Source organism: Mesorhizobium sp. Cs1299R1N3, from assembly GCF_037179625.1.
GTDB lineage: Bacteria > Pseudomonadota > Alphaproteobacteria > Rhizobiales > Rhizobiaceae > Mesorhizobium > Mesorhizobium salmacidum.
This window is the reverse complement of sequence record NZ_JAPYKQ010000005.1, coordinates 321,117-341,685: the sequence shown is the minus strand read 5'-3', so window position 1 is coordinate 341,685 and position 20,569 is coordinate 321,117. Positions and strand designations below refer to the sequence as shown.

Here is a 20,569-nt window from a genome sequence, read left to right as displayed (position 1 = left end):
CGAATCGGCGTCGGAGCGCTCAGTGCAGGATCTGCGACAGGAACAGTTTCGTGCGTTCGTGGCGCGGATGGTCGAAGAACTCGGCCGGCGTGTTCTGCTCGACGATCTGGCCCTGATCCATGAAGATCACCCGGTTGGCGACTTTCCGCGCAAAGCCCATCTCGTGGGTGACGCAGAGCATGGTCATGCCTTCCTCGGCGAGGCCCACCATGGTCTCCAGCACTTCCTTGATCATTTCCGGGTCGAGTGCCGAAGTCGGCTCGTCGAACAGCATGATGCGCGGGTTCATGCACAGCGAGCGGGCGATTGCCACGCGTTGCTGCTGGCCGCCGGAAAGCTGGCCCGGATATTTGTTGGCCTGCTCGGGAATCTTGACCCGCTTGAGGAAATGCATGGCGATTTCCTCGGCCTGCTTCTTCGGTGTCTTGCGCACCCAGATCGGCGCCAGCGTGCAGTTCTCCAGGATGGTCAGATGCGGGAACAGGTTGAAGTGCTGGAACACCATGCCGACCTCGCGGCGCACCTCGTCGATCTTCTTCAGATCGTTGGTGAGTTCCTTGCCGTCGACGATGATCTTGCCCTTCTGGTGCTCCTCCAGCCGGTTGATGCAGCGGATCATGGTCGATTTGCCGGAGCCGGACGGTCCGCAGATGACGATACGCTCGCCGCGCATCACCTTCAGATTGATGTCCTTCAGCACATGGAACTCGCCATACCATTTGTGCATGGCGATGATGTCGATGGCGACATCGGTGGTGGAAATCTGCATCTTCGCGGCGTTGACCTTGATCTCTTCCGCGCTGACGGCGTTTTCGGTGGCCATGGCTGGGGTCCCCTTGTTCTTTTGTTTAGCGTTTGTAGCCGGTGTCGAGCCGGCGTTCCGTGTACATTGAATAGCGCGACATGCCGAAGCAGAACAGCCAGAAGACGAAGGCCGCGAAGACGAGGCCGGATTTCGCGGTCTGCGCCGTTGCCCAATTGGCATCCGAGAAGTTCTGCTTGACGATGCCGAGCAGGTCGAACATCGAGATGATGAGGACCAGGCTGGTGTCCTTGAACATGCCGATGAAGGTATTGACGATGCCGGGGATGACCAGCTTCAGCGCCTGCGGCAACACGATCAACCCCATCTTCTGCCAGTAGCCGAGGCCGAGTGAATCGGCGCCTTCATACTGGCCCTTGGGGATCGCCTGCAGGCCGCCGCGCACCACTTCGGCCATATAGGCCGCCGCAAACAGCGACACACCGATCAGCGCCCTCAGATACTTGTCGAAAGTGACGCCGGCCGGCAGGAACAGCGGCAGCATGACGCTGACGAAAAACAGAACGGTGATCAGCGGTATGCCGCGCACGGCTTCGATGAAGATAACGCACAGCATCTTGACGATCGGCATCTTCGAGCGCCGCCCGAGCGCCAGCACGGTGCCCAGCGGCAACGACACGGCAATGCCGACGAAGGACAGGCTCAGCGTGATCAGCAGCCCGCCCCAGCGCGAGGTTTCGACATGCGGCAGGCCGAATATGCCGCCGACCAGAAGGAAGAAGGAAACGATCGGCAGCACCAGGAAGAGCAGGATGGCGTTCAGCCCCTTGCGCGGCACACGCGGCACCAGCATCGGCACCAGCAGTACCACGAACAGGATGGCGACCAGGATCGGCCGCCAGCGCTCCTCGACCGGATAGGTGCCGAACATGAACTGGCCGAACTTGGCGTTGACGAAAGCCCAGCAGGCTCCGCTCCAGCCGTCGGGCTGAATGCCGCCTTGCGCAACGGTCGCGCAGACCGTGCGATCCGGCCCGGTCCACTGTGCGCTGATGAACGCCCAGTTGATGACCTGCGGCAGAATCCAGGCGACGATGACGATGCCGAGGATGGTGAGGATGGTGTCGCCGACCGAACCGATCAGGTTCCTGCGCACCCAGGCGATGGGGCCGCTGACGCTCGCCGGCGCGGGCTGCGCGAGCACCATCTCGGTACGTACCCAGGACATGTCATGTTCCTGCATGGCTCTACCTCTCCACCAGCGCCATTCTGGCGTTGACCACGTTCATGACAGCCGAGGTCACAAGGCTGAGTATGAGATAGGCGATCATCATGATCAGCACGCCTTCGACCGCCTGCCCGGTCTGGTTCAGAACCGTGCCGGCTGTCGCCGTCAGGTCGGGATAACCGATGGCGATCGCCAGCGAGGAGTTCTTGGTCAGGTTGAGATACTGGCTGGTCAGCGGTGGGATGACGATGCGCATGGCCTGCGGCACCACGACCAGCCGCAAGATCGACCCGGATCGCAGGCCAAGTGCCGCCGCCGCCTCGGTCTGGCCCTTGCTGACGCCCCTGATGCCGGCGCGCACGATTTCGGCGATGAAGGCCGCCGTGTAGCAGGACAGCGCCAGATAGAGCGACAGGAATTCCGGCTTGACCTGGAAGCCGCCGGTCAGGTTGAAGGTTGACTGTTTCGGCAAATCAAAGCTCAGCGGAAAGCCGCTCAGCACGTAAGCGAGCAGCGGCAGGCCGACGATCAGCGCGGCGGACGTCCAGAACACCGGAAATTGCTGGCCTGTCGCCATCTGCCGCTGACGCGCCTTGCGGGCGACGAACCAGGACATGGCGATGCCCACCACAAGGGCGACCAGGATCAGCCAGGAGCCGTCGCCCCAGACCGGGCGGGGAAAATAGAAGCCGCGCTGGTTGAGGAAGGAGCCGAAAGGCAGATGATAGGAGTCGCGCGGCGGCGGCAGTACGGCGAGCACGCCGGAATACCAAAAGAAGATGACCAGCAGCGGCGGGATGTTGCGGAAAATCTCGACATAGACCGTGCAGATCTTCTGGATCAGCCAGTTCTGCGACAGGCGGCCGATGCCGATGACGAAGCCGATGATGGTGGCGGTGATGATGCCGGCGGCGGCAACGATGATGGTGTTGATCAGGCCGACGATGATGGCGCGGCCATAGGTCGAGTCCGACGTATAGGCGATCGGCGTGTCCGATATGTCGAATCCGGCGCGCCCCTTGAGGAAGCCGAAGCCGGAGGCGATGTGCAGGCGATGCAGATTGTCGATGACGTTCTGCACGATCCACCAGATGGAGCCGAACAACAAGACGACGACCAGCGTCTGGAAGAAGAGACTGCGTATTCTCGGATCATTGACGAAGGAGCCGCGGCTCGGCTCCTCGCGTAGGATTTCCTGCGATGCCATGTCACGTCCCCTGTGAAAGAGAAACCGGAAGGCAGGTGCCTGCCTTCCGGATCACATTTCGATCAGCGGATCGGCGGCGCGTATTGCAGGCCGCCCTTGGTCCACAGCGCATTGATGCCACGGGCGATCTTGAGCGGGCTGCCCGAGCCGACATTGCGGTCGAACATTTCGCCGTAATTGCCGACAGCCTTGACGATGTTGACGACCCAGTCGTTGGAGACGCCGAGATCGGTGCCGATCTTGGTATCGGCTTCCTGGCCGAGCACACGCTTGATTTCCGGGCTGGCGGAGTTCTTCATCTCGTCGACATTAGCCTTGGTGATGCCGAGTTCCTCGGCATCGAGCAGAGCGAAATAGGTCCACTTGACGATGTGGTACCACTGGTCGTCGCCCTGGCGAACGGCAGGTCCGAGCGGCTCTTTCGAGATGATCTCGGGCAGCACGACGTGATCGGCCGGCGAGCCGAGCGTCAAGCGAATGCCGTAAAGGCCCGACTGGTCGGTGGTGTAGACGTCGCAGCGGCCGGCATCATAGGCGGCGTTGACCTCTTCCAATTTCTCGAAGACGACCGGATTGTATTCCATCTTGTTCGCCTTGAAATAGTCGGCGAGGTTGAGCTCGGTGGTCGTGCCGCTCTGCACGCAGACGGCGGCGCCCGAAAGCTGCAGCGCCGAATTGACGCCCGGCAGCTTCTTGGCGTTGATCATGAAGCCCTGGCCGTCATAGTAGGTCGTGCCGATGAAATTCAGGCCGAGCGCGGTGTCGCGGTTGATCGTCCAGGTGGTGTTGCGCGACAGGATGTCGACCTCGCCGGACTGCAGCGCGGTGAAGCGCTCCTTGGCGCTGAGCGGCGTGAACTTGACCTTGGTGCCGTCACCGAAGACGGCGGCCGCAACCGCGCGGCAGAAATCGGCGTCGATGCCTTGCCAGTCGCCCTTGTCGTCCGGCGCGGAGAAGCCGGCCAGACCGGTCGAGACGCCGCACTGGATGAAGCCCTTCGCCTTGACGGTGTCGAGCGTCGCGGCTGACGCGGCCGACGCCATCAGTCCGAGCGTGGCGACGCCAAGAATGCCGATAGCAATGTGTTTCATAACCCACAGACCCTTTTCTGTTTTTTCAGGCAAAACCCTGATCTTTTTTCCCTTGTGAACGCAGCTCCCATCCCGGCCCATTCCCGAAACCCCGCATCGCAAACCGACGCGCCGCCTCCCATTCACGAACAGCATCGAAGGCGATAATTCCCGTGAGGTCAAGGAAAATGACCGAATTGCAACGGGTTTGAAAATCGATTGCCTGAAATGCCTGAATTGCAGACAGATGCGCCCGCGATTTAGTCAGAAGCGCAAATTTGCTCGGCAAAGCTCATTTGACGCGGATGTGACCCGGGGCCGTAAAATCCGTTCCGGGCTATACCTTAGCGTTACTACGCTCAGGACGAAATGCATTGACGTTGCGTGATACCCTTCGGCCGACGATACCCCGTGATTGCCGGCCAATATTGCTTGTGGACAAAGTTGGCGCGCACTCTCAAAGCGCCGGAAAGATGAGAAAGGTGCCGACCGCAACCATCAATGCACCGGAGACCCGCGGGATCAATTGCCCAGTTGGGACCACCTTCTCCAGGAGAACAAGGAAGGCGATGCCGGCGATCCACAAGAGGTTCATGATACCGCCGACAAACAGCAGGGCCATCAGCGCCCAGCAGCAGCCGAGACAATAGGCGCCGTGATCGATGCCGAGCCGAAGCGCGCCGGACGCGGTGGTGCGGAACCCGCCATGGCTCGCCAGGAACGCGATCGGCGCCTGGCATTGGCGCAGGCAGACGCCCTTAATCGGCGTCCATTGATAAAAGCCGGCGGCGATCAGGACGAGGCCACCGACGACCGCACTGCCGGTCGCCATCGCGGGGTTGAGCAAGGCGAAACGAGCAAGCAGCCATTGCGCACCGGTGGCCACGATGCTGAAGAAAACCCATACGGTGACATATCCGGCAAAAAACCATCCCGTCGAAGCGACAGGCCGGCCATCCGCCAGCGCCTTGCGGCCGACGCCGGCATAGAGCAGCAACATCGGCGCGACCGACGGCGTCATCATGCCGACCATCATCACCGCCCACATCGTGAAGATGAAAGCAAAATCGGCCGATGCCCAGGCCCGGAAACCCGGCGCCACGGCGGCACCCATATCTATGTTCGACATGTACAATCCGGCCATGTCGCCGCCCGATATAGGGGCACCAGGCATCATAGCGGCAGCGAGCCAAAGGATATAGGCCCAGGCGAGCGCGACAATCACGACGAGCGCGCCCGTCACGACCGCATGGTCGCGCCGCAGCACCGCATTGAGTGCCGTATCGCCCATTGGATCAGCTCAATGCACGACGCCGCTCTGCGTGAGATGCAGATTGGCGAAATGGCTGTGCGTATCGGCTACCTCGAACTTGATCGGGCCCGTTGCCTTGGTCCAGCCGCGCCCGATTTCGGCGATCGCGTATTCGAAGCCGCGCGGTAGGTCGATGCGCGCCCTGTGCCGGGCGCCGGTGACCGGATTCTTGATCGGCTCGCCATGGCCATCGGTTATGCCATTGACATGCAGCCGCCCGGTTCGCGCGTCGACGTCGACCGTGAAATCGATCGGGGCGAAGATCGGGTCATGGAACTTCTCAAGCGTGGTCGAGAACACCTCGAACATGGTTGCGCCGGGCTCGGTGTCAAGGCCGCCGAAAATGCGCAGCAACGCGTTGCGCTGGGCTTCGGTCGCCCGCTCGTCGATGATCACAGCCGCTTCGCCCTTGCCCTCGTGGATAGCGCCCGGCCAGCGGAAGATCCCGACAAACCGTAGCCCGTCGAGCCTGGTGTCGCCATGGTGACCGGTCTCGATCTCCATGCCAGCAACGGCTTGGCAGAAACCATGGGTCGGCAAGGCATTGAACTGGCAGGGGCAACCATAGGCGCAATTGCAGCTGACGAATTCGCGCGCCTTCATTGTCCATTTGACATCAGGCATGGCATTCCTCCCTTTGCCGCGCTCGGTAAGCGCGATACCCGGATCGGGAGGACCAGGCGGTCAACCGGCAACAATCATCCGGCAGCATCTGATCGAGGCAGTCCGGCGATTAATATTAGAAGTTTATTATATAACTTTCACCGCCGGCTACAATAGGTAGATCGGCTAGCTCTCGAAATTGCCAACAAGACATTGCCACACGGTCGGCCGGTTTCAGAATCCGAGCCTGGCTGCGATGTCCCCCAGACCAAGAATTGGCATATTCGAAGTCCATTCCTGGCGGACAGTGGGCTGTTGCACGGCCCACGACGCCGCACTATGGCTAGCGCCTTATCAAACAAGGCGACCAAGCATGGCGAAAGACGGCAGCGAGCAGGGTTCCGGCAAGGTTGGCATCAACACACGGCTTGCCCATTCGGGCAACAACCCGCACGACTATTTCGGCTTCGTCAATCCGCCGGTGGTGCATGCCTCGACCGTGCTGTACCCCAATGCCGCCGCGATGGCCGCTCGCAACCAGAAATACACCTACGGCACGCGCGGCACACCGACGACCGATGCCCTAGCACTGGCGATCGATGCGCTGGAAGGATCCGCCGGCACCATCGTGGTGCCATCGGGCCTGGCGGCGGTGACCATTCCGCTGCTCGCCTTCGTATCGGCGGGCGACCATCTGCTGATCGTCGATTCCGTCTATCACCCCACGAGAAACTTCGCCGACACGATGCTGAAGCGGTTGGGCGTCGAGGTCGAGTATTATGCTCCCAATGTCGGCGCCGGCATCGCGGCGTTGATTAAGCCGAACACCAAAGTGGTGTTCACCGAATCGCCGGCCTCCAATACGTTCGAGGTGCAGGATATCCCGGCAATCGCCAAGGCGGCGCATGCGGCCGGCGCCATCGTGATGATGGACAACACCTGGGCGACGCCGCTCTATTTCCGGCCGCTCGACCATGGCGTCGACATCTCGATCCACGCGGCGACGAAATATCCGGCCGGACATTCGGACGTGCTGCTCGGCACGGTCTCGGCCACTGAGGCCTGTTGGAAGCAGCTCTACGAGAGCTTTTGCACGCTTGGCTGCTGTGCAGGCCCCGACGATGTCTATCAGGTGCTGCGCGGCCTGCGCACAATGGGCGTGCGGCTCGAGCATCATCAGCGCAGCGCATTCGCCATCGCGTCGTGGCTCGAAGGCCAGAAGGGCGTGGCGCGCGTGCTCCACCCTGCCCTTCCCAGCCATCCGGATCACGCCCTATGGAAACGCGACTTCTGCGGTTCGAGCGGCATCTTTTCCATCGTGCTTGCCGGCGGCGGCCAGAAGGAGCAGCACGCTTTCCTGGACGCGTTGCAGATCTTCGGTCTCGGCTACTCCTGGGGCGGCTATGAGAGCCTCGCTGTGCCTGTCTGGCTTGGCGACCGCGTCGTTGCGAAAGGCCCTTATGACGGTCCGTTGATCCGCCTGCAGATCGGCCTCGAGGATGTCGACGACTTGAAAGCCGACATCCTGCGCGGACTTACGGCGGCGGCACGCACGGGCTGACGTAAAACAGGTCGGCAAAGGGCCGCAAGCCCTTGACGCTGATGACAAAACGGGAGCCGCAGCCAGCACTCCGGCGAAAGCCGGCGCGCAATATTATTCTCCTGCGCCGTGACTTTACGGATTTGTTTGACTTTCAAATCGGTGAATTGGGCCGCATTGCGTGCCGCACGCATCCTCGACAGATCCATTCCTCGCAAAGTTTCTCCATGGCCTTTCGTCTTTTTGTCCCCATCCTAGCCGGCGCGACGCTGCGTGAACGCATCCTGGCGTGTATCGGCGCCACGATCGGCATCGCTCTGACCGGCGTGATCAGCGGGCTGGCGATGGGCGGCGGCCCGCATGTGGCCCTGCTGGTGGCGCCGATGGGCGCATCCGCCGTGCTTCTGTTCGCCGTGCCCGCGAGCCCGTTGGCGCAGCCCTGGTCGATCATCGGCGGCAACTCCATATCTGCGCTGGTCGGCGTGACCGTCGCGCATTTCATCCGTGATCCGGTGATGGCCTCGGGTCTCGCGGTGGCGTTGGCCATCGCCGCGATGTCGTTCACGCGCTGCCTGCATCCGCCAGGCGGTGCCGCCGCGCTGACGGCGGTGCTCGGTGGGCCGGCCGTCATCAGCGCGGGCTTCCTGTTCCCGTTCGTGCCGGTGGCCCTGAATTCGACCATCCTGGTGGCGCTGGGTTTCCTTTTCCACAAGCTGGCGCGGCGCAACTACCCGCATGTCGTGGCACCGGTCGCCAACAGCCACGGCACCGCCGATCCCCCGGCTCAGCAGCGCGCCGGTTTCCGGCCCGAGGACATCGACGCGGCGCTGACGGCGCTCGACGAGACCTTCGATATCGACCGCGACGACCTCGAACGGCTGCTGCGACAGGTCGAATTGCAGGCCATGGTGCGGTCGCACCGGACGCTGCTGTGCGAGGACATCATGTCGCGCGACGTGGTTTCGGTGCCCGAGCAAGCCACCGCCGACGAGGCACGCCGGCAACTGCTCGATCACAATATCCGCACCTTGCCGGTGGTCGATGCCGAAGCAAGGCTGGTTGGCGCCGTCGGCCTACGCGAGCTGACGAAAGCCGTCGACACGGTGAAGAGCGTGATGGCAAAAGCCGGCACCGCCTCGCCCGAGACGCCGGCGATGAGCCTGCTTCCGGCGCTGACCGACGGCCGCAGCCATGCCGTGGTGATAGTCGACGGCGAGCGGCGCATTCTCGGCCTGATCACGCAGACCGACCTGCTGGCGGCCGCCGCACGCGTGCAGACAGCAGACAAAGGATTGGCGGCGGCCTAGAATAGCGAGCCCGGATCCCGCTGATCCGGGAACCTTTTGCCGGCAGGCGCATCCAACGTGCAGTCAAGTGCATGTTCGAAGAGGCGCCTGTTCGGGGAGATCCGGTCGCGATGAGCAAGCTCGCAACGCCCGCCATGGCACCCATGGTTGCCGAAAGCCTTTCCGGCGACATGCTGCTCGTCCACAAGGCGCAGGCGCGCGAGCCGAATGCTTTTCGCGCCATCATGAAAATACACAACCAGAGGCTCTACCGCATCGCGCGCGGCATTCTGCGCAACGACGCCGAAGCCGAGGATGTCGTCCAGGAGGCCTATGTCAGCGCCTTCGCCAGCCTGGCGGCATTTCGCGGCGAATCCACGCTCGCCACCTGGTTGTCGCGCATCGTCATCAACGAAGCGCTTGGCCGCCTGCGCAAGAAGCGTCGCACAGTGGATATGCCTGACAATCCGGAAGCGCAAATCATCCGGTTTCCCCTCAATTCCAACGACGATCCGGAGCGCGCGATGGCGCAGCGGCAGATTCTCGCACTTGTCGAACGAGCGACCGACAATTTGCCCGACATTTACCGCATGGTCTTCGTCGCCCGCGTCATCGAGGGCCTGAGCATGGAAGAAACCGCCGATTTGCTTGGCGTGCGGCCGGAGACCGTCAAGACGAGGCTGCACCGGGCCCGTGTCCTGCTACGCAAGGCGCTGGACGATGAAATCGGCCCTGTGCTGCTCGATGCCTTCCCGTTCGCCGGGCGGCGCTGCGAGCGACTGACCCGGGCGGTGATGGAACGGCTGGGTTTCGAATGATGCGGTCCTGATTTTCCGGGAACGTTTCTCTCCGCCCCGCATCCAATGAGCGTCAACTGAAAGATTTGAGCCCGGCGCCTCTTCGCGGCCGGGCCAAGGAGGATGCCATGTTCACCCGATATCCCGTTGCCCTTGCCGCCCTGCTTCTCGTCGGCGCTGCCCCGGTCTCGCAAGCCGCCGACAAGCCGACCGACCCGCAGATCGCCCATATCGCCTATACGGCAGGCGTCCTCGACATCGAGGCGGCCAAGCAGGCGATCAAGACATCGAAGAACAAGGAGGTCGTCGATTTCGCCAAGGACATGGAGCGCGACCACGAAGCGGTGAACAAGCAGGCGCTCGACCTCGTCAAGAAGCTCAAGGTGAAGCCCGAGGACAACGCCACCAGCCAAGCGCTGACGAAGGCCGCGAAAGAGGAACGCGCCAAGCTCGCCAAGCTGAAAGGCGCGGCCTTCGACAAGGCCTATATCGAAAACGAGGTCGCTTATCACAAGCAGGTCGATGGCGCGCTCGAAACCCTGCTCATCCCCTCGGCCAGCAATGCCGAGCTGAAGAGCCTGCTCGAGACCGGCCTCAAGATCTTCCAGGGCCATGAGCAGCATGCCGAACACGTCGCCGGCATGTTGAAATGAAAGCGGGCGCCTTGGATCATCTGGCGTGGCTGGCAATGCTGGCGCTGACCCTTGCGGCGGCGCCGGCGGCGGCCGCAACCATCCAGGTGACGATCGACAGGCTCGTCTATTCGCCGGCAAGCCTCCAGGCCAAAGTCGGCGACACGATCGAATGGGTGAACAAGGACGTGGTCGCCCACACGGCTACGGTGAAGGGTGGCTGGGACGTGATGATCCCGCCGAAGTCCAAGGGACAAGTGACCCTCAAGACAGCGGGGGCGGTGGATTATTTCTGCCGCTTCCATCCCAACATGAGGGGCCATCTCGATGTGGCGCCCTGAACCGGTCCAGCCGCAGGACCGATCAGGACATCATCGCCAGCCAGGCAGTGCCGAACGCGAGCGTGATCAGCGTCAGCGGCAGGCCGACCTTGAAGAAGGCACCGAAAGACAACGGTGTGCCTGCCGACTTGGACTGTTCGGCGACGATCAGGTTGGCGACCGAGCCGAGCAAGGTGAAGTTGCCGGCGAGCGTCGAACTCATGGCCACCACCAGCCAGGCGCGCTCGGGGTTCTCCAGGCCGGGTATGAATGGCCTGAGCGCCAGCACGGCCGGAACATTGCTCATGATGTTGGATAACACGGCGGTGAAACCCGACAGCCTCCAGACATCGTCGAGCCCGATGTTCTTGGCCGAGGCGATCATGTCTGATGTCAGCAGCGTCTTTTCCGCGCCCGCAACCACCACGAACAGACCCGCGAACATGAACAGCAGCGGTCCGTCGATCTCGCGGTAGATGCGCGATGGCTTGATGGCGCGGGTGAGCAGCAGAATGGCGCCGCCGATGAGCGCCGCCTTGGCTACGGGAACACCGGCGAAGAAGGCGATCGCCAATCCGATGCAGACGACCACCGCCTTCAGCACCTGGCCACGATGCATGCGGCCGCGCGAGATGTGTGGCGTCAGTTCGCCGTTGCGGGTGAATTCGGCGCGATAGACGATGCGCACAATGACGATGACGGCGACAAGGCCAAACAAGGCCACCGGCGCGAGCGCCGCCGAAAAGGCCGGATAGGAAATGCCAGACAGCGCGCCGATGACCATGTTCTGCGGATTGCCGGTGATGGTGGCGACGCTGCCGCAGTTCGAAGCGGTGGCGGTGGCGATCAGATAGGGGATCGGGTTGCGGTTGATGACGCGGGTGACGTGGACGACGATCGGCGCCATGACCAGGCAGATGGCGTCGTTGACCAGGAAGGCCGACAGCACGCCGGTCAGGAGCGTCACCATCACCAGGAGCATCAACGGCGCATGCGCGTGCTCGATGGCGATTGCACCCAGACCGCGAAAGGCCCCCGATACCTTCAGATGCGCCACCACGATCATCATGCCGAGCAGAAGCGTGATGGTGTCGAAATTGATGGCGCGATAGGCGTCTTCCATGCTGAGCGCGCCGATGGCGATCATCGCCGCGCCGCCAAGCAGCGCAATGCCTGCCCGGTCAAGCCGCAGGCCAGGTATCCGGCCGATGGCGACTCCGGCATAGGTCAGGACCAGGATCAGCAGTGCCGCGGCGCCCGTCAATGTCATCGGTAGAAGCCCTGCTCGATCTGTCCGCGCACCGATGCCGGCCGCCCGCGATTCACGTGATCCCAGCTTTAGCGCGATGTCGGGATTGATGCCAAACGGCTACGTGGATTATTGGCGAAGAGTATCTGAAGGCAGATGGCGCGGGTGCCGCTAACGCCGATAGAAATCCAGCCGCTGTTGCAACGCCTGGGGTGAAAACAGCTGCTCGACTGTCTGCCGCGCCTTGCGGCCGACCGTCGCCCGCAGGCCCGGGTCGGCTTTGAGATCCGCCAAGATCCGCGCCGCCTGTTGCGTCGTTTCAAACAGGAAGCCGTTTTCGCCATGCCTGATGTGGTCGGCGTAGCCGCCATTCGCATGGCAGACCACCGGCAAACCGCAGGCCATCGCCTCGAACACCACACGGCCGAACGTCTCCACATGGGAGCCGGTGCGATAATAAAAGACGTCGAGCGTCGGCAGAAACTGTTCGGCGACAACTTCACCCTGCGGCAGGAGTTCGAGTTGCGGATGCGGCGCAAGCCTGTCCTTGAGCGGCATGCCGCCCTGAATCCGCACCGCGATGCCATCGCCAAGCAATGCCTCATAGAGCGCCACATCGTCGGCGTGATGCTTGTCCGCCGTGTCGCGGCTCAGCCGCCCCACGGTGAACGGACCATTTGGCCTTGCCGGCAGTGATGAGAAGCGCTCGATATCGATCGGCGAGGCATGGACGACGCCTTCGACCTCCAGCATGCGCCTCTGAAAGTCGGAGATCAGCACCAGTTCGGCAACGGGCCAACCCAGCAGGCGCGGCCTGCGTGTCGTCAGAGCGATGATCTTGGGATGAAAGGTGTTGAAGACATAGATCAGCCGGTGCGGCCGCGGGATCAGATAAGGCCACATCTTGTTGCGCCAATGCGCGCCAAGAAAGACATAGGTGCCGCCATCCGGCACATTGCGTGTTGCCGGTGAGACGCGGCGTATCGGAAATTCCCGCATCAGGTCTTCGGACACGCGCGACGAGGTTGCCCAGAGGCGCACCTGCGAGCCGGCGCTCAACAGCCGATACAACTCCAGGGTTTCGCGCTCACTGCCGCCAAACGGGTTCTGAAAGCCGTTGAATAAATGGATCATGATCGCGGTGCTTACTGGTTCTATCCCGGCGCGTTTCGCCATTCATTGCCTGCACCCAAGGGCCGTGCTGCACCCGCGAACCGCACGATCGGGGGGTTTAAGTGGCAGGACTATTTCCGGCGATACTTCCTACATTGCTTGCCCGGAGGAAGCACACAGACAAGCAAGCGTCAAGGAAGCGGCCGGTGCGAGCTCGCTGCGAGGCCGCCGTCAATGGACGGTGGCGATGCTGGGCAGAGACACCAGGGAGGCTTCCGCCGGATCGAAGCTGACCTGATCGCGCCCGTTCGACTTGGCGGCATAAAGCCGTCTGTCGGCGGCGGAGAATATTGCCTCGTAGGTGGTCGGCCCGCTGAAGCTGGTGCCGCCGATGCTGACCGAAAGCGGGCAGGAGCGGCCGCCTGGGGAAAAGTCCATTTCGCGTATCCGTCGGCGGATGCCTTCGGCAACCAGCCAGGATTGTGAGGGGTCGACACCGGGAAGGAATACGCCGAACTCCTCGCCGCCGATCCGGCCGACGATATCGCCGCCGCGCAGCTGGCCCTTGATCGCCTGCGCGATCAGTTTGAGCGCCTGGTCGCCGCAATCATGGCCGAGGCGGTCGTTGATCGACTTGAAGTGATCGGCATCGATGATCAGCAGCGCGCCGGAACGGGTCTCTTCCTGCTTGCGGGTCTGCTCGAGATAGGCCTCGACCAGCATCGAGAAGGCGCCGCGGTTCAATACCGCCGTCAGGCTGTCCGTCGCGGCGATGACGCTGAGGTCGCGCTGGGCTATCGCCAGCTGGCGGATCTTCCACATCAGGAAAAACAGAAACGAGCCACCCAGCACCAAGGGCAGCAGTAGGTCGGTCAGCTTCGCGCGCCAGACAGATTCGGGCGAAAGATAGGGGAAATTGAACGAATCGACGAAAAACGCCACGCCAATGAAGAATGCCGTGCCGGCGCCGGTGACGGCGATCACCCTGCCCCAGCTGGTCGGCGACAGGTCCAGCTTCATCCCTTCCACTCCGTTAGCCGTCCCTACTATGACGTGCCAACGCAAACAAAATGATAAGACTTTCCTTTCAATTCGAGATCGGATGACGGGGAGACGAGATCAGATGGCCAGTTACCGGGGCACGATCGCCCAACAGGCGGCCGTGCCCCGGTCATGGAAGCAAATTTACTCTCCGCATTTCGGACCGGGAGAATTTCCGAAGTCAGCGGCTGGACGCCGGCCCAACCGCCTCGGCGACGAAGGATGCCGCGATCAGGTCGTCGGCATCCAGTTGCAAGGAATCGCCGCCGGATCCCATGATGGCCGCGACCTTGTGAAAGATTTTCATCTCTTGGCCGGAAATTTCGGCATCCTGCATTCGGGCCCTGAGTTCGGCGATACGCCGCCCCAAGGCAGGGGACGTTCCAATCTCACGTTTCGACATAACCTGGTTTCTCCTCCCCCAACCCGTGCTTGTTTTGCCCACCCATTCGCTTGCCCGCACATTGCCCTTTATGAGGCTCCACGAATACAAGCCCCCGAACGCGCAGTTTTGGCCAAGGTTCCAACACGGCCAGATCACGAAATAATTCCAGAGCCCGGCGGGCCCGGAACTCCTGTTCCAGATTCCATCACATGGCGTGGCAGCACTGACAGGCAAGGGTGAAGGTCAAGCGGCCGCGTGAAGTCATGCGGCGTAAGCCATTGAAATAATGGCGACCCCGACAGGATTCGAACCTGTGACCATCGGCTTAGAAAGGTCGAAAGACATGAACCTTTCTCAGCAGTGTTCCAACTTGCGACACTCTGCAGCATGTGGAACAGAATAAGAAACTTGGAACTATGCGACGAAGCTAGACGCCCTTGGTTTCCCATAACCGTTCGGTATGGAATTGGCGATCAGGTGAATGACTGTGACCTTATGGCCGCAGTGTTCACATCGGCAGGCAGAGGCGATCGAATTTCCTTGGCCATGTTGTCTTCGTCGCCATCAGCCAATTCAGCGGAAGTGGCTTGCCGTGCCCGCAGTTCGGGTCGGCGCAATTGCCCATGGCCTTCGCCGCGCGCCTTGATTTCGGCGAGCATCCCGTCCTCCGCGGAACCGCTCAGGCAGTGACGTTGAGCGGCATTGCCATGAGAAGTCGCGCCCCGAGTGCCGCTCCTGAGCTCGCCTGCGCGATCTGATCCCCTCGTGAACGGCTCAGGTGCTCTTCAGCGTACCGTTCATTCCTTCCGGATAGAAGCCGCCCTTGCTGACGCCGTCCTTGTCGGTGAGATACACAATCCGTAGCACTTCCTGCGGTGTTCTGGTGAACGCGATCGCGTCGGGAGTCGAGGGTACGATGTTGGCTCTGCCATTCACCTGGATGCCCTGGTCCTTGTCTTCCGGCCCGTCGATCTTGTCTCGTGCATCGGAGACAGCGTTGGCGGCCTTCCAGGCCTTCTCTCCCTTCCGGTATAAGGTGGAACGCGCCATTCCCATATGGTAAGCCTCGACCGCCAATATGCCAGCAGCGGCGGCGAGGAATTCCTTGTTCTTCAGAACCGTTGCCGCACCGGCATAGGCGGTGACGCCAACATCCTCGAACAACATGCCGCCGAGAACGAAGTTGGTTTCGTCGCCGAAGGGATCGAAGTCCGGTCCAAGGCCAGCTGCCTCCGCGACAGCTTTGAATCCTGCATCGAAATCGATGGCCGGTCTGTCGACGGCGCTCTTTCCCAGCGTCTTGCGGTAGAACCGAACGTGCGCGAGTTCGTTTTCAGCAACTTCCTGCATGAATTCGCCGATGGCTGGGGTGTCGAACGACACCTTCTTTCCGCCAACGACCTCGCCGGGTTTCGAACCGGCATCGGCGGCGTCAATGCCTTTTCCGGTGGTGCCGCGCAGGTAGTATTCGGCCTCCATGTATTCCAAGTTGAGCGCAAAACGGAAAATGTCTTCGTCCTGCATTTTCTCCTGGGCATAGGCGCGAGAAACTGGCGCCACGCCCGTCGTCGCGGCGAGGCTGGCTCCCAGCCCAAATTGCAATGCCCGCCGACGGGAAAGGTGGAGTGAGGGGATGGCACGTATCATAGCTTTCTCCCAAAAGCCCGCCGGCATCACCTGTTGGCACCCGATCGCGGGCCAACTGTCCCAACTTCGCGATAGGAGGAATGTTCCTGAAGAAGCTCGGACTTTGTAGGAATCGAGGATTGAACAGACCGTTTGCTGCTATGACGGCATTCTGAAGCGTGCGTGCGGGTTTCAAAATGGTCCGGCTCGATCCGAGACCAGTGCGCATCGGCCGGCGTGCCTCAAGCGATGGGAGCATGGCGCCTGACGACGGCCCGCCCGCCAGCGGTCGAGACCGCATCATGGAAGGCGCGGCGCGCTGCGCCACCCTGACCGGCACGCGCTGGACTTTCCACAACAGCGGCTACGCGCCGAGTTGGAACTTTTCACCCACAGCGGCACTAAGTAACTGAAATTGTGGCGATCCCGACAGGATTCGAACCTGTGACCATCGGCTTAGAAGGCCGGTGCTCTATCCAGCTGAGCTACGGGACCGTTGGCCGGCCAATGGGCCGGCTGGAAATACTTGGCGCTGGCCGCCAGTTAATGCGTCCAGGGCGTCCTGCGGTCATAGCGGAAATTCTCCGCATAGGAAATCTGGCGGCGCTTGGTCTCTTTCGGCTCCTCGACGCGGAAGGCAAGCCCTTCCTTTTCGGCGTAGGCAACCGCTTCTTCGCGCGTGTCGAAGGTGAGCCTGATCTGGCTTCTCATGTCTCCCGACGTGGTGTAGCCCATCAGCGGGTCGATCTTCTTGCGCATCTCGGGATCGAATTCCAGCACCCAATGGCCGGTCTTGGCCTTGCCGGACTGCATCGCGGTTTTGGCTGGGCTGAAAATGCGCGCGGACATGGCCACCTCTTTGTTGTGCGAGGCAGCATCGCCGCCCGTAGGCCGTCATTACTGCGCATTGGCACCGGCGGCAAGGTTTTTGCACTTGCCATGTAACACCGAAATGAATAGGCAACAGACCGTTCGGAGTGTAGCGCAGCCTGGTAGCGCATCTGGTTTGGGACCAGAGGGTCGGGAGTTCGAATCTCTCCACTCCGACCATTTCTCTCTAAAATACGATACCGATGGCACCGAAGGGGTTTTGCGCTTATTCGCGTTTCACCATTTCAGGCTCGCTTCCCTCGCCATTGCCGGCTTAAGCTGCGGCAAACGGGGGATTTGCGGTGCTTGGGATCGATGCTTGGGTGTCGCTGTTCGGGCCGGCCTATTTTGCCTATGCGGGCGTGAGGATTCCGTTCATGGTGACGTGGGCGATCGCCTGCGCGGCCCTGGCGATGTGGAACAATCGCGAGAGCCGCAGACAGGCCAGGCTGGCCCCGGGCATAGCCGCCTCCCATTCCTGGCCCGCCAGCATCGGGATGTTCGTGCTGGTCGCGGCCTGTTACATCGCCGCGCATTCCGCCGTCTATGTGATGGTCCGGCATTTCGTCAGGCTATGGCTGTGACCGCAAGCTCACCGGCTGACGGTGCCACGTTCAGAGCACACCCTCGATATCGGTTTTCGAAAAATCGGCTCCGACATGTTTCGACGATGCGAGTGGTCCGTGTTGTTGGGTGAATGTCCGCTGCGGCGGCACCCGCTCGATACATTCTTGAAGGCAAGCTCGCCGGGCGAGAACCCCAACCGCCCTCATTCCCGGCGAGCCTACAACCTGATTTGGAACGCAATCAGGACCGGGGTCAGCCGGCAACCTCACGCTGCAAGACCGGTGCCAATCTTGTGTGCCAAAATGGGACCGAGGTGGAGACGGAGAATCGCTGGAGCCCTGAAGCCATCAAATCTCGAACTCACCCTGCCCCTCGTCCATGGCGCTCACGGTCTCGGCGGCCAGTGCCCTTGTGATCGGCATCTTGCGCTCCAGCGCGGTGCGATCCAGGCGCTCCACCACACGCATCGCGGTTGCCAGCGAACGCTCGATGCGCCGCACCAGATACTGCACGACATGCGGCTCGACCTCGACCTGCCGGTCGGCGAACAGCTTGGTGATGACGCCGGCGAGCAAGAGATCGTCAGGCTCGTGGATCTCGACGGTCGCCGCCGCCTTCAGCCGCGAGGCAAGATCAGGCAGCTTGACGCCCCAGGCCGACGGAAAGCGCCGCGCCGTCAGAAGCAGTGTCGAGCCAGCACCGCGCACGGTATTGATCAAATGGAACAGGCCTTGCTCATCGACCGCGCCGATATCGACATCGTCGATCAGCGCCGGCCGCGCACCGAGATTGGCGATGCTGTCACCCATGCGCCTGGCGTCGACGGCCACCGCGTTGGCGCGAGCACGCCAGATCGAGGCCAGATGCGTTTTGCCCGAACCAGCGGGACCTGCCAGCACCACCACTGGTGCTTGCCAATCCGGCCAGCGGTCGACCAGTGCGGCCGCCTGGTTATTGGTGCCGGAGACGACCAGCTCGTCGCGCGAGTAACCGGTGCCGTGGCCGAGATCGAGCGGCAGTTGGCGCGGCGGATCGGTTCGCTGGGCAGTCACGTCAACGACGCGGTTGCGTGCGATGGCCGCCGCCGCGATCGGCCGGCAACGGCGGCGCGGGTGCTGTCGCGTGGCCCTTGTAGAGCGGCGATTCCAGATAGCGGGCGATGGCAAACCGCACCAGAACGGCAACCGCCGCGGATGCAGGAACGGCAATCAACAGGCCGACAAAACCGAACAGCGCGCCGAAGGCGAACAGCGCGAACATGAGCCACACCGGATGCAAGCCGACACTTTTGCCGACCAGCCTGGGCTGCAGGATGTTGCCTTCGACGAACTGGCCGATAAAGAAGACCACGGCAACGGCGACAATCATCGTCCAGTCCGGCCAGAACTGGACGAAGGCAACGCCGACGGCCAGCACCAGCCCGGTCAATGAGCCGACATAGGGGATGAAGGAGATCAGCCCGGCGAACAGGCCGATGAGGATGGCGAAGTTCAGCCCCGTCAGCGTCAGGCCGGTGGCATACATGGCGGCCAGCACCAGGCAGAGCGTGCCCTGGCCACGCACGAAGCCGGCGGTGGCGGTGTTGATGTCGCGCGCGATGGCGCGGACCGTCGCCACGTTGTCGCGCGGCACCCAGCTGTCGATAACCGCCACCATGCGATCCCAGTCGAGCAGCATGTAGAAGGCAACCACGGGCGTCACCACGAACAGGCTGACCACCGAGACCAGCGCCACGCCCGAACTCCAGATCGAAGTGAAAACCGTGGTGAGCAGGCCGAAACCGGAGGTCAGCAGCGAGTTCAACCCGTCGCGCAGGCCATTGGCGTTGACGCCGAATTTCTGTTCCAGCCACTTCGGATCAAAGGAGGTGATCAGGCTCTGCAGCCGCGTCAGGTACTCCGGCAGCTTGCCGGCGAAATCGGCCATCTGCGTCGCCAGCACCGGAATGAGGATGACGAAGGCCAGCACCAGCACGATGAGGAAGGTGATGAGGATGACCACGGTCGCCATGAAGCGGCTGAGGCCGAGCCGTTGCAGCCGGTCGGCGACCGGATCAAGGAAATAGGCAAGCACCATGCCGGCGACGAAGGGCAGCAGGATGGCGCTGAAGACATAAAGAAAAAGCGCCAGGATCGCGGCACCCGCCAGCCAGAAGAAGATCTGGCGGCGGAACGTGGCCGACGCCTCGGCCTCCGCCGCCGTCTCGCCGGCCGGCACGACGACCGTCTGGTCGTCCACGGTCTTGCCCCGCGCCACCGCTTTGCGGGCGGCCGGCTTGCGGGCAGCCTTGCCGTCGATGGGCTTGTCAGCCTGATTTACCGCCTTCGCCATAGCCGCTCATATGCCTCAGCCAAGCCACGAGATAGGCCGCGGCCGAAGCCACGGTCAAGACCCCGGACAGCAATATGAGGGTGGGCCGCAGAGGGTCGAGGTGCCCGGCAAAGGCGAGTTCGCCCAGCACAACCGCCGCCAGCGCGATCTGTACGGCGGTATTGGCCTTCGACACCAGAAACGGCTTTATCTCGACGGGATGGCCGATCACCGTGGACAACAGGACCGCGCACACGATCAGCGCGTCGCGCGACACCATGGTGACGACCAGCCACAGCGGCAATTGCCCGATGAAGCCCATGACGACGAACACCGAAACCAAAAGCAGCTTGTCGGCGATCGGATCGAGATAGGCGCCGAACCTGGACTGCTGGTTGAAGCGGCGCGCGATGAAACCGTCGACACCGTCGGAAACGCCGGCAACGACGAAGCCGGCAAAAGCCCATTCCCAACGTGCCTGCAACATGGCCAGCACCACGGCAGGCACCAGCACAAAGCGCAGGATGGTGATTAGGTTGGGGATGGTCAACGCATTGTCCCGCCGTATTATGCCTCGGGATAGATGAGGGAGATGGAGGGCCGAGGCAAGGGAGAAGCAGGACGGGCCAGCGGCAGACGCAGTGCGCGAT

The 20,569-nt window shown here is 62.2% G+C and carries 22 protein-coding genes and 2 tRNA genes; 7 read left to right on the top strand and 17 right to left on the bottom strand.

Annotated features, from left to right (window positions below):
• Positions 1-19: 19 nt before the first annotated feature.
• From O7B34_RS15000 to O7B34_RS14975, 6 genes are all read right to left on the bottom strand, one after another.
• Positions 20-769: an amino acid ABC transporter ATP-binding protein gene (locus O7B34_RS15000; protein ID WP_031213892.1), complete on the bottom strand. Its 750-nt coding sequence runs from the start codon at positions 767-769 to the stop codon at positions 20-22.
• A gap of 79 nt (positions 770-848) precedes the next feature.
• Positions 849-2,006 carry an amino acid ABC transporter permease gene (locus tag O7B34_RS14995; protein WP_337146754.1) on the bottom strand — a complete coding sequence of 386 codons (1,158 nt, stop codon included), beginning with the start codon at positions 2,004-2,006 and terminating at the stop codon, positions 849-851.
• Between the two features lie 4 nt (positions 2,007-2,010).
• The gene (locus O7B34_RS14990) at positions 2,011-3,198 is read right to left on the bottom strand and encodes an amino acid ABC transporter permease (RefSeq protein WP_027144473.1); all 1,188 of its coding nucleotides are present in this window, start codon (positions 3,196-3,198) and stop codon (positions 2,011-2,013) included.
• A 62-nt stretch (positions 3,199-3,260) separates the two neighbouring features.
• On the bottom strand, positions 3,261-4,289 hold the full coding sequence (locus O7B34_RS14985) for an amino acid ABC transporter substrate-binding protein (RefSeq protein WP_337132278.1): 1,029 nt from the start codon (positions 4,287-4,289) through the stop codon (positions 3,261-3,263).
• 436 nt (positions 4,290-4,725) lie between these two features.
• On the bottom strand, positions 4,726-5,559 hold the full coding sequence (locus O7B34_RS14980; protein WP_337146753.1) for a DUF2182 domain-containing protein: 834 nt from the start codon (positions 5,557-5,559) through the stop codon (positions 4,726-4,728).
• Between the two features lie 9 nt (positions 5,560-5,568).
• Complete coding sequence (locus O7B34_RS14975) at positions 5,569-6,204, bottom strand: DUF1326 domain-containing protein (RefSeq protein ID WP_337146752.1); 636 nt, start codon at positions 6,202-6,204, stop codon at positions 5,569-5,571.
• A gap of 352 nt (positions 6,205-6,556) precedes the next feature.
• On the opposite strand from O7B34_RS14975, the gene O7B34_RS14970 reads away from it, so the two are divergent.
• The 5 genes from O7B34_RS14970 to O7B34_RS14950 all read left to right on the top strand — a co-directional run bounded on the left by O7B34_RS14970 (position 6,557) and on the right by O7B34_RS14950 (position 10,779).
• A complete protein-coding gene (locus O7B34_RS14970; RefSeq protein ID WP_337146751.1) occupies positions 6,557-7,744 on the top strand; it encodes a cystathionine beta-lyase in 1,188 nt (395 codons plus the stop codon).
• A 206-nt stretch (positions 7,745-7,950) separates the two neighbouring features.
• Positions 7,951-9,030: an HPP family protein gene (locus tag O7B34_RS14965; protein ID WP_337146750.1), complete on the top strand. Its 1,080-nt coding sequence runs from the start codon at positions 7,951-7,953 to the stop codon at positions 9,028-9,030.
• A gap of 110 nt (positions 9,031-9,140) precedes the next feature.
• Entirely contained in the window at positions 9,141-9,827 is a 687-nt protein-coding gene (locus O7B34_RS14960) for an RNA polymerase sigma factor (RefSeq protein WP_337146749.1), read from the top strand.
• 107 nt (positions 9,828-9,934) lie between these two features.
• Complete coding sequence (locus O7B34_RS14955) at positions 9,935-10,459, top strand: DUF4142 domain-containing protein (protein ID WP_337146748.1); 525 nt, start codon at positions 9,935-9,937, stop codon at positions 10,457-10,459.
• Positions 10,456-10,779 (top strand): cupredoxin domain-containing protein, encoded by a 324-nt coding sequence (locus tag O7B34_RS14950; protein ID WP_337146747.1) that lies wholly within the window; start codon positions 10,456-10,458, stop codon positions 10,777-10,779. The genes O7B34_RS14955 and O7B34_RS14950 overlap by 4 nt, the downstream gene beginning before the upstream one ends.
• A gap of 22 nt (positions 10,780-10,801) precedes the next feature.
• Here the strand turns inward: O7B34_RS14950 and O7B34_RS14945 are convergent, their stop codons facing one another.
• From O7B34_RS14945 to O7B34_RS14910, 8 genes are all read right to left on the bottom strand, one after another.
• A complete protein-coding gene (locus O7B34_RS14945) occupies positions 10,802-12,028 on the bottom strand; it encodes an anion transporter (protein ID WP_337146745.1) in 1,227 nt (408 codons plus the stop codon).
• Between the two features lie 150 nt (positions 12,029-12,178).
• The gene (locus O7B34_RS14940) at positions 12,179-13,141 is read right to left on the bottom strand and encodes a glycosyltransferase family 4 protein (RefSeq protein ID WP_337146743.1); all 963 of its coding nucleotides are present in this window, start codon (positions 13,139-13,141) and stop codon (positions 12,179-12,181) included.
• 210 nt (positions 13,142-13,351) lie between these two features.
• Positions 13,352-14,140 (bottom strand): GGDEF domain-containing protein, encoded by a 789-nt coding sequence (locus O7B34_RS14935; protein ID WP_337146742.1) that lies wholly within the window; start codon positions 14,138-14,140, stop codon positions 13,352-13,354.
• 202 nt (positions 14,141-14,342) lie between these two features.
• Positions 14,343-14,564: a hypothetical protein gene (locus O7B34_RS14930; protein ID WP_337143003.1), complete on the bottom strand. Its 222-nt coding sequence runs from the start codon at positions 14,562-14,564 to the stop codon at positions 14,343-14,345.
• A 455-nt stretch (positions 14,565-15,019) separates the two neighbouring features.
• Positions 15,020-15,205: a hypothetical protein gene (locus O7B34_RS14925; protein ID WP_337146740.1), complete on the bottom strand. Its 186-nt coding sequence runs from the start codon at positions 15,203-15,205 to the stop codon at positions 15,020-15,022.
• 115 nt (positions 15,206-15,320) lie between these two features.
• Positions 15,321-16,193, bottom strand: a complete 873-nt coding sequence (locus tag O7B34_RS14920; protein WP_337146798.1) for a ferritin-like domain-containing protein — start codon at positions 16,191-16,193, stop codon at positions 15,321-15,323.
• Between the two features lie 397 nt (positions 16,194-16,590).
• Positions 16,591-16,667: transfer RNA gene (locus O7B34_RS14915), tRNA-Arg, on the bottom strand.
• Positions 16,668-16,715: 48 nt separating this feature from the next.
• Positions 16,716-17,021, bottom strand: coding sequence for an ETC complex I subunit (locus O7B34_RS14910; RefSeq protein ID WP_015318428.1), 306 nt, complete (start codon positions 17,019-17,021; stop codon positions 16,716-16,718).
• Between the two features lie 124 nt (positions 17,022-17,145).
• Here O7B34_RS14910 and O7B34_RS14905 point away from each other — a divergent pair.
• A tRNA-Pro gene (locus tag O7B34_RS14905) sits at positions 17,146-17,222 on the top strand.
• 122 nt (positions 17,223-17,344) lie between these two features.
• Positions 17,345-17,626 carry a hypothetical protein gene (locus O7B34_RS14900; protein WP_337146739.1) on the top strand — a complete coding sequence of 94 codons (282 nt, stop codon included), beginning with the start codon at positions 17,345-17,347 and terminating at the stop codon, positions 17,624-17,626.
• A 330-nt stretch (positions 17,627-17,956) separates the two neighbouring features.
• On the opposite strand, the gene hdaA is transcribed toward O7B34_RS14900, so the two are convergent.
• Genes hdaA through O7B34_RS14885 form a run of 3 tightly spaced genes read right to left on the bottom strand, consistent with a single transcriptional unit; the run spans position 17,957 to position 20,469 of the window.
• Positions 17,957-18,661, bottom strand: coding sequence for a DnaA regulatory inactivator HdaA (gene hdaA, locus O7B34_RS14895; RefSeq protein ID WP_337146738.1), 705 nt, complete (start codon positions 18,659-18,661; stop codon positions 17,957-17,959).
• Position 18,662: 1 nt separating this feature from the next.
• Positions 18,663-19,940: an AI-2E family transporter gene (locus tag O7B34_RS14890; protein ID WP_337146737.1), complete on the bottom strand. Its 1,278-nt coding sequence runs from the start codon at positions 19,938-19,940 to the stop codon at positions 18,663-18,665.
• Positions 19,915-20,469: a CDP-alcohol phosphatidyltransferase family protein gene (locus tag O7B34_RS14885; protein WP_337146736.1), complete on the bottom strand. Its 555-nt coding sequence runs from the start codon at positions 20,467-20,469 to the stop codon at positions 19,915-19,917. Before O7B34_RS14885 ends, O7B34_RS14890 begins: the two co-directional genes overlap by 26 nt.
• Positions 20,470-20,569 lie beyond the last annotated feature (100 nt).

Coding starts and splice junctions, on each gene's coding strand:
- O7B34_RS15000 (WP_031213892.1), bottom strand. CDS start 769: ATGCAGATTTCCACCACCGATGTCGCCATCGACATCATCGCCATGCAC.
- O7B34_RS14995 (WP_337146754.1), bottom strand. CDS start 2,006: ATGCAGGAACATGACATGTCCTGGGTACGTACCGAGATGGTGCTCGCG.
- O7B34_RS14990 (WP_027144473.1), bottom strand. CDS start 3,198: ATGGCATCGCAGGAAATCCTACGCGAGGAGCCGAGCCGCGGCTCCTTC.
- O7B34_RS14985 (WP_337132278.1), bottom strand. CDS start 4,289: ATGAAACACATTGCTATCGGCATTCTTGGCGTCGCCACGCTCGGACTG.
- O7B34_RS14980 (WP_337146753.1), bottom strand. CDS start 5,559: ATGGGCGATACGGCACTCAATGCGGTGCTGCGGCGCGACCATGCGGTC.
- O7B34_RS14975 (WP_337146752.1), bottom strand. CDS start 6,204: ATGCCTGATGTCAAATGGACAATGAAGGCGCGCGAATTCGTCAGCTGC.
- O7B34_RS14970 (WP_337146751.1), top strand. CDS start 6,557: ATGGCGAAAGACGGCAGCGAGCAGGGTTCCGGCAAGGTTGGCATCAAC.
- O7B34_RS14965 (WP_337146750.1), top strand. CDS start 7,951: ATGGCCTTTCGTCTTTTTGTCCCCATCCTAGCCGGCGCGACGCTGCGT.
- O7B34_RS14960 (WP_337146749.1), top strand. CDS start 9,141: ATGAGCAAGCTCGCAACGCCCGCCATGGCACCCATGGTTGCCGAAAGC.
- O7B34_RS14955 (WP_337146748.1), top strand. CDS start 9,935: ATGTTCACCCGATATCCCGTTGCCCTTGCCGCCCTGCTTCTCGTCGGC.
- O7B34_RS14950 (WP_337146747.1), top strand. CDS start 10,456: ATGAAAGCGGGCGCCTTGGATCATCTGGCGTGGCTGGCAATGCTGGCG.
- O7B34_RS14945 (WP_337146745.1), bottom strand. CDS start 12,028: ATGACATTGACGGGCGCCGCGGCACTGCTGATCCTGGTCCTGACCTAT.
- O7B34_RS14940 (WP_337146743.1), bottom strand. CDS start 13,141: ATGATCCATTTATTCAACGGCTTTCAGAACCCGTTTGGCGGCAGTGAG.
- O7B34_RS14935 (WP_337146742.1), bottom strand. CDS start 14,140: ATGAAGCTGGACCTGTCGCCGACCAGCTGGGGCAGGGTGATCGCCGTC.
- O7B34_RS14930 (WP_337143003.1), bottom strand. CDS start 14,564: ATGTCGAAACGTGAGATTGGAACGTCCCCTGCCTTGGGGCGGCGTATC.
- O7B34_RS14925 (WP_337146740.1), bottom strand. CDS start 15,205: ATGCTCGCCGAAATCAAGGCGCGCGGCGAAGGCCATGGGCAATTGCGC.
- O7B34_RS14920 (WP_337146798.1), bottom strand. CDS start 16,193: ATGATACGTGCCATCCCCTCACTCCACCTTTCCCGTCGGCGGGCATTG.
- O7B34_RS14910 (WP_015318428.1), bottom strand. CDS start 17,021: ATGTCCGCGCGCATTTTCAGCCCAGCCAAAACCGCGATGCAGTCCGGC.
- O7B34_RS14890 (WP_337146737.1), bottom strand. CDS start 19,940: ATGGCGAAGGCGGTAAATCAGGCTGACAAGCCCATCGACGGCAAGGCT.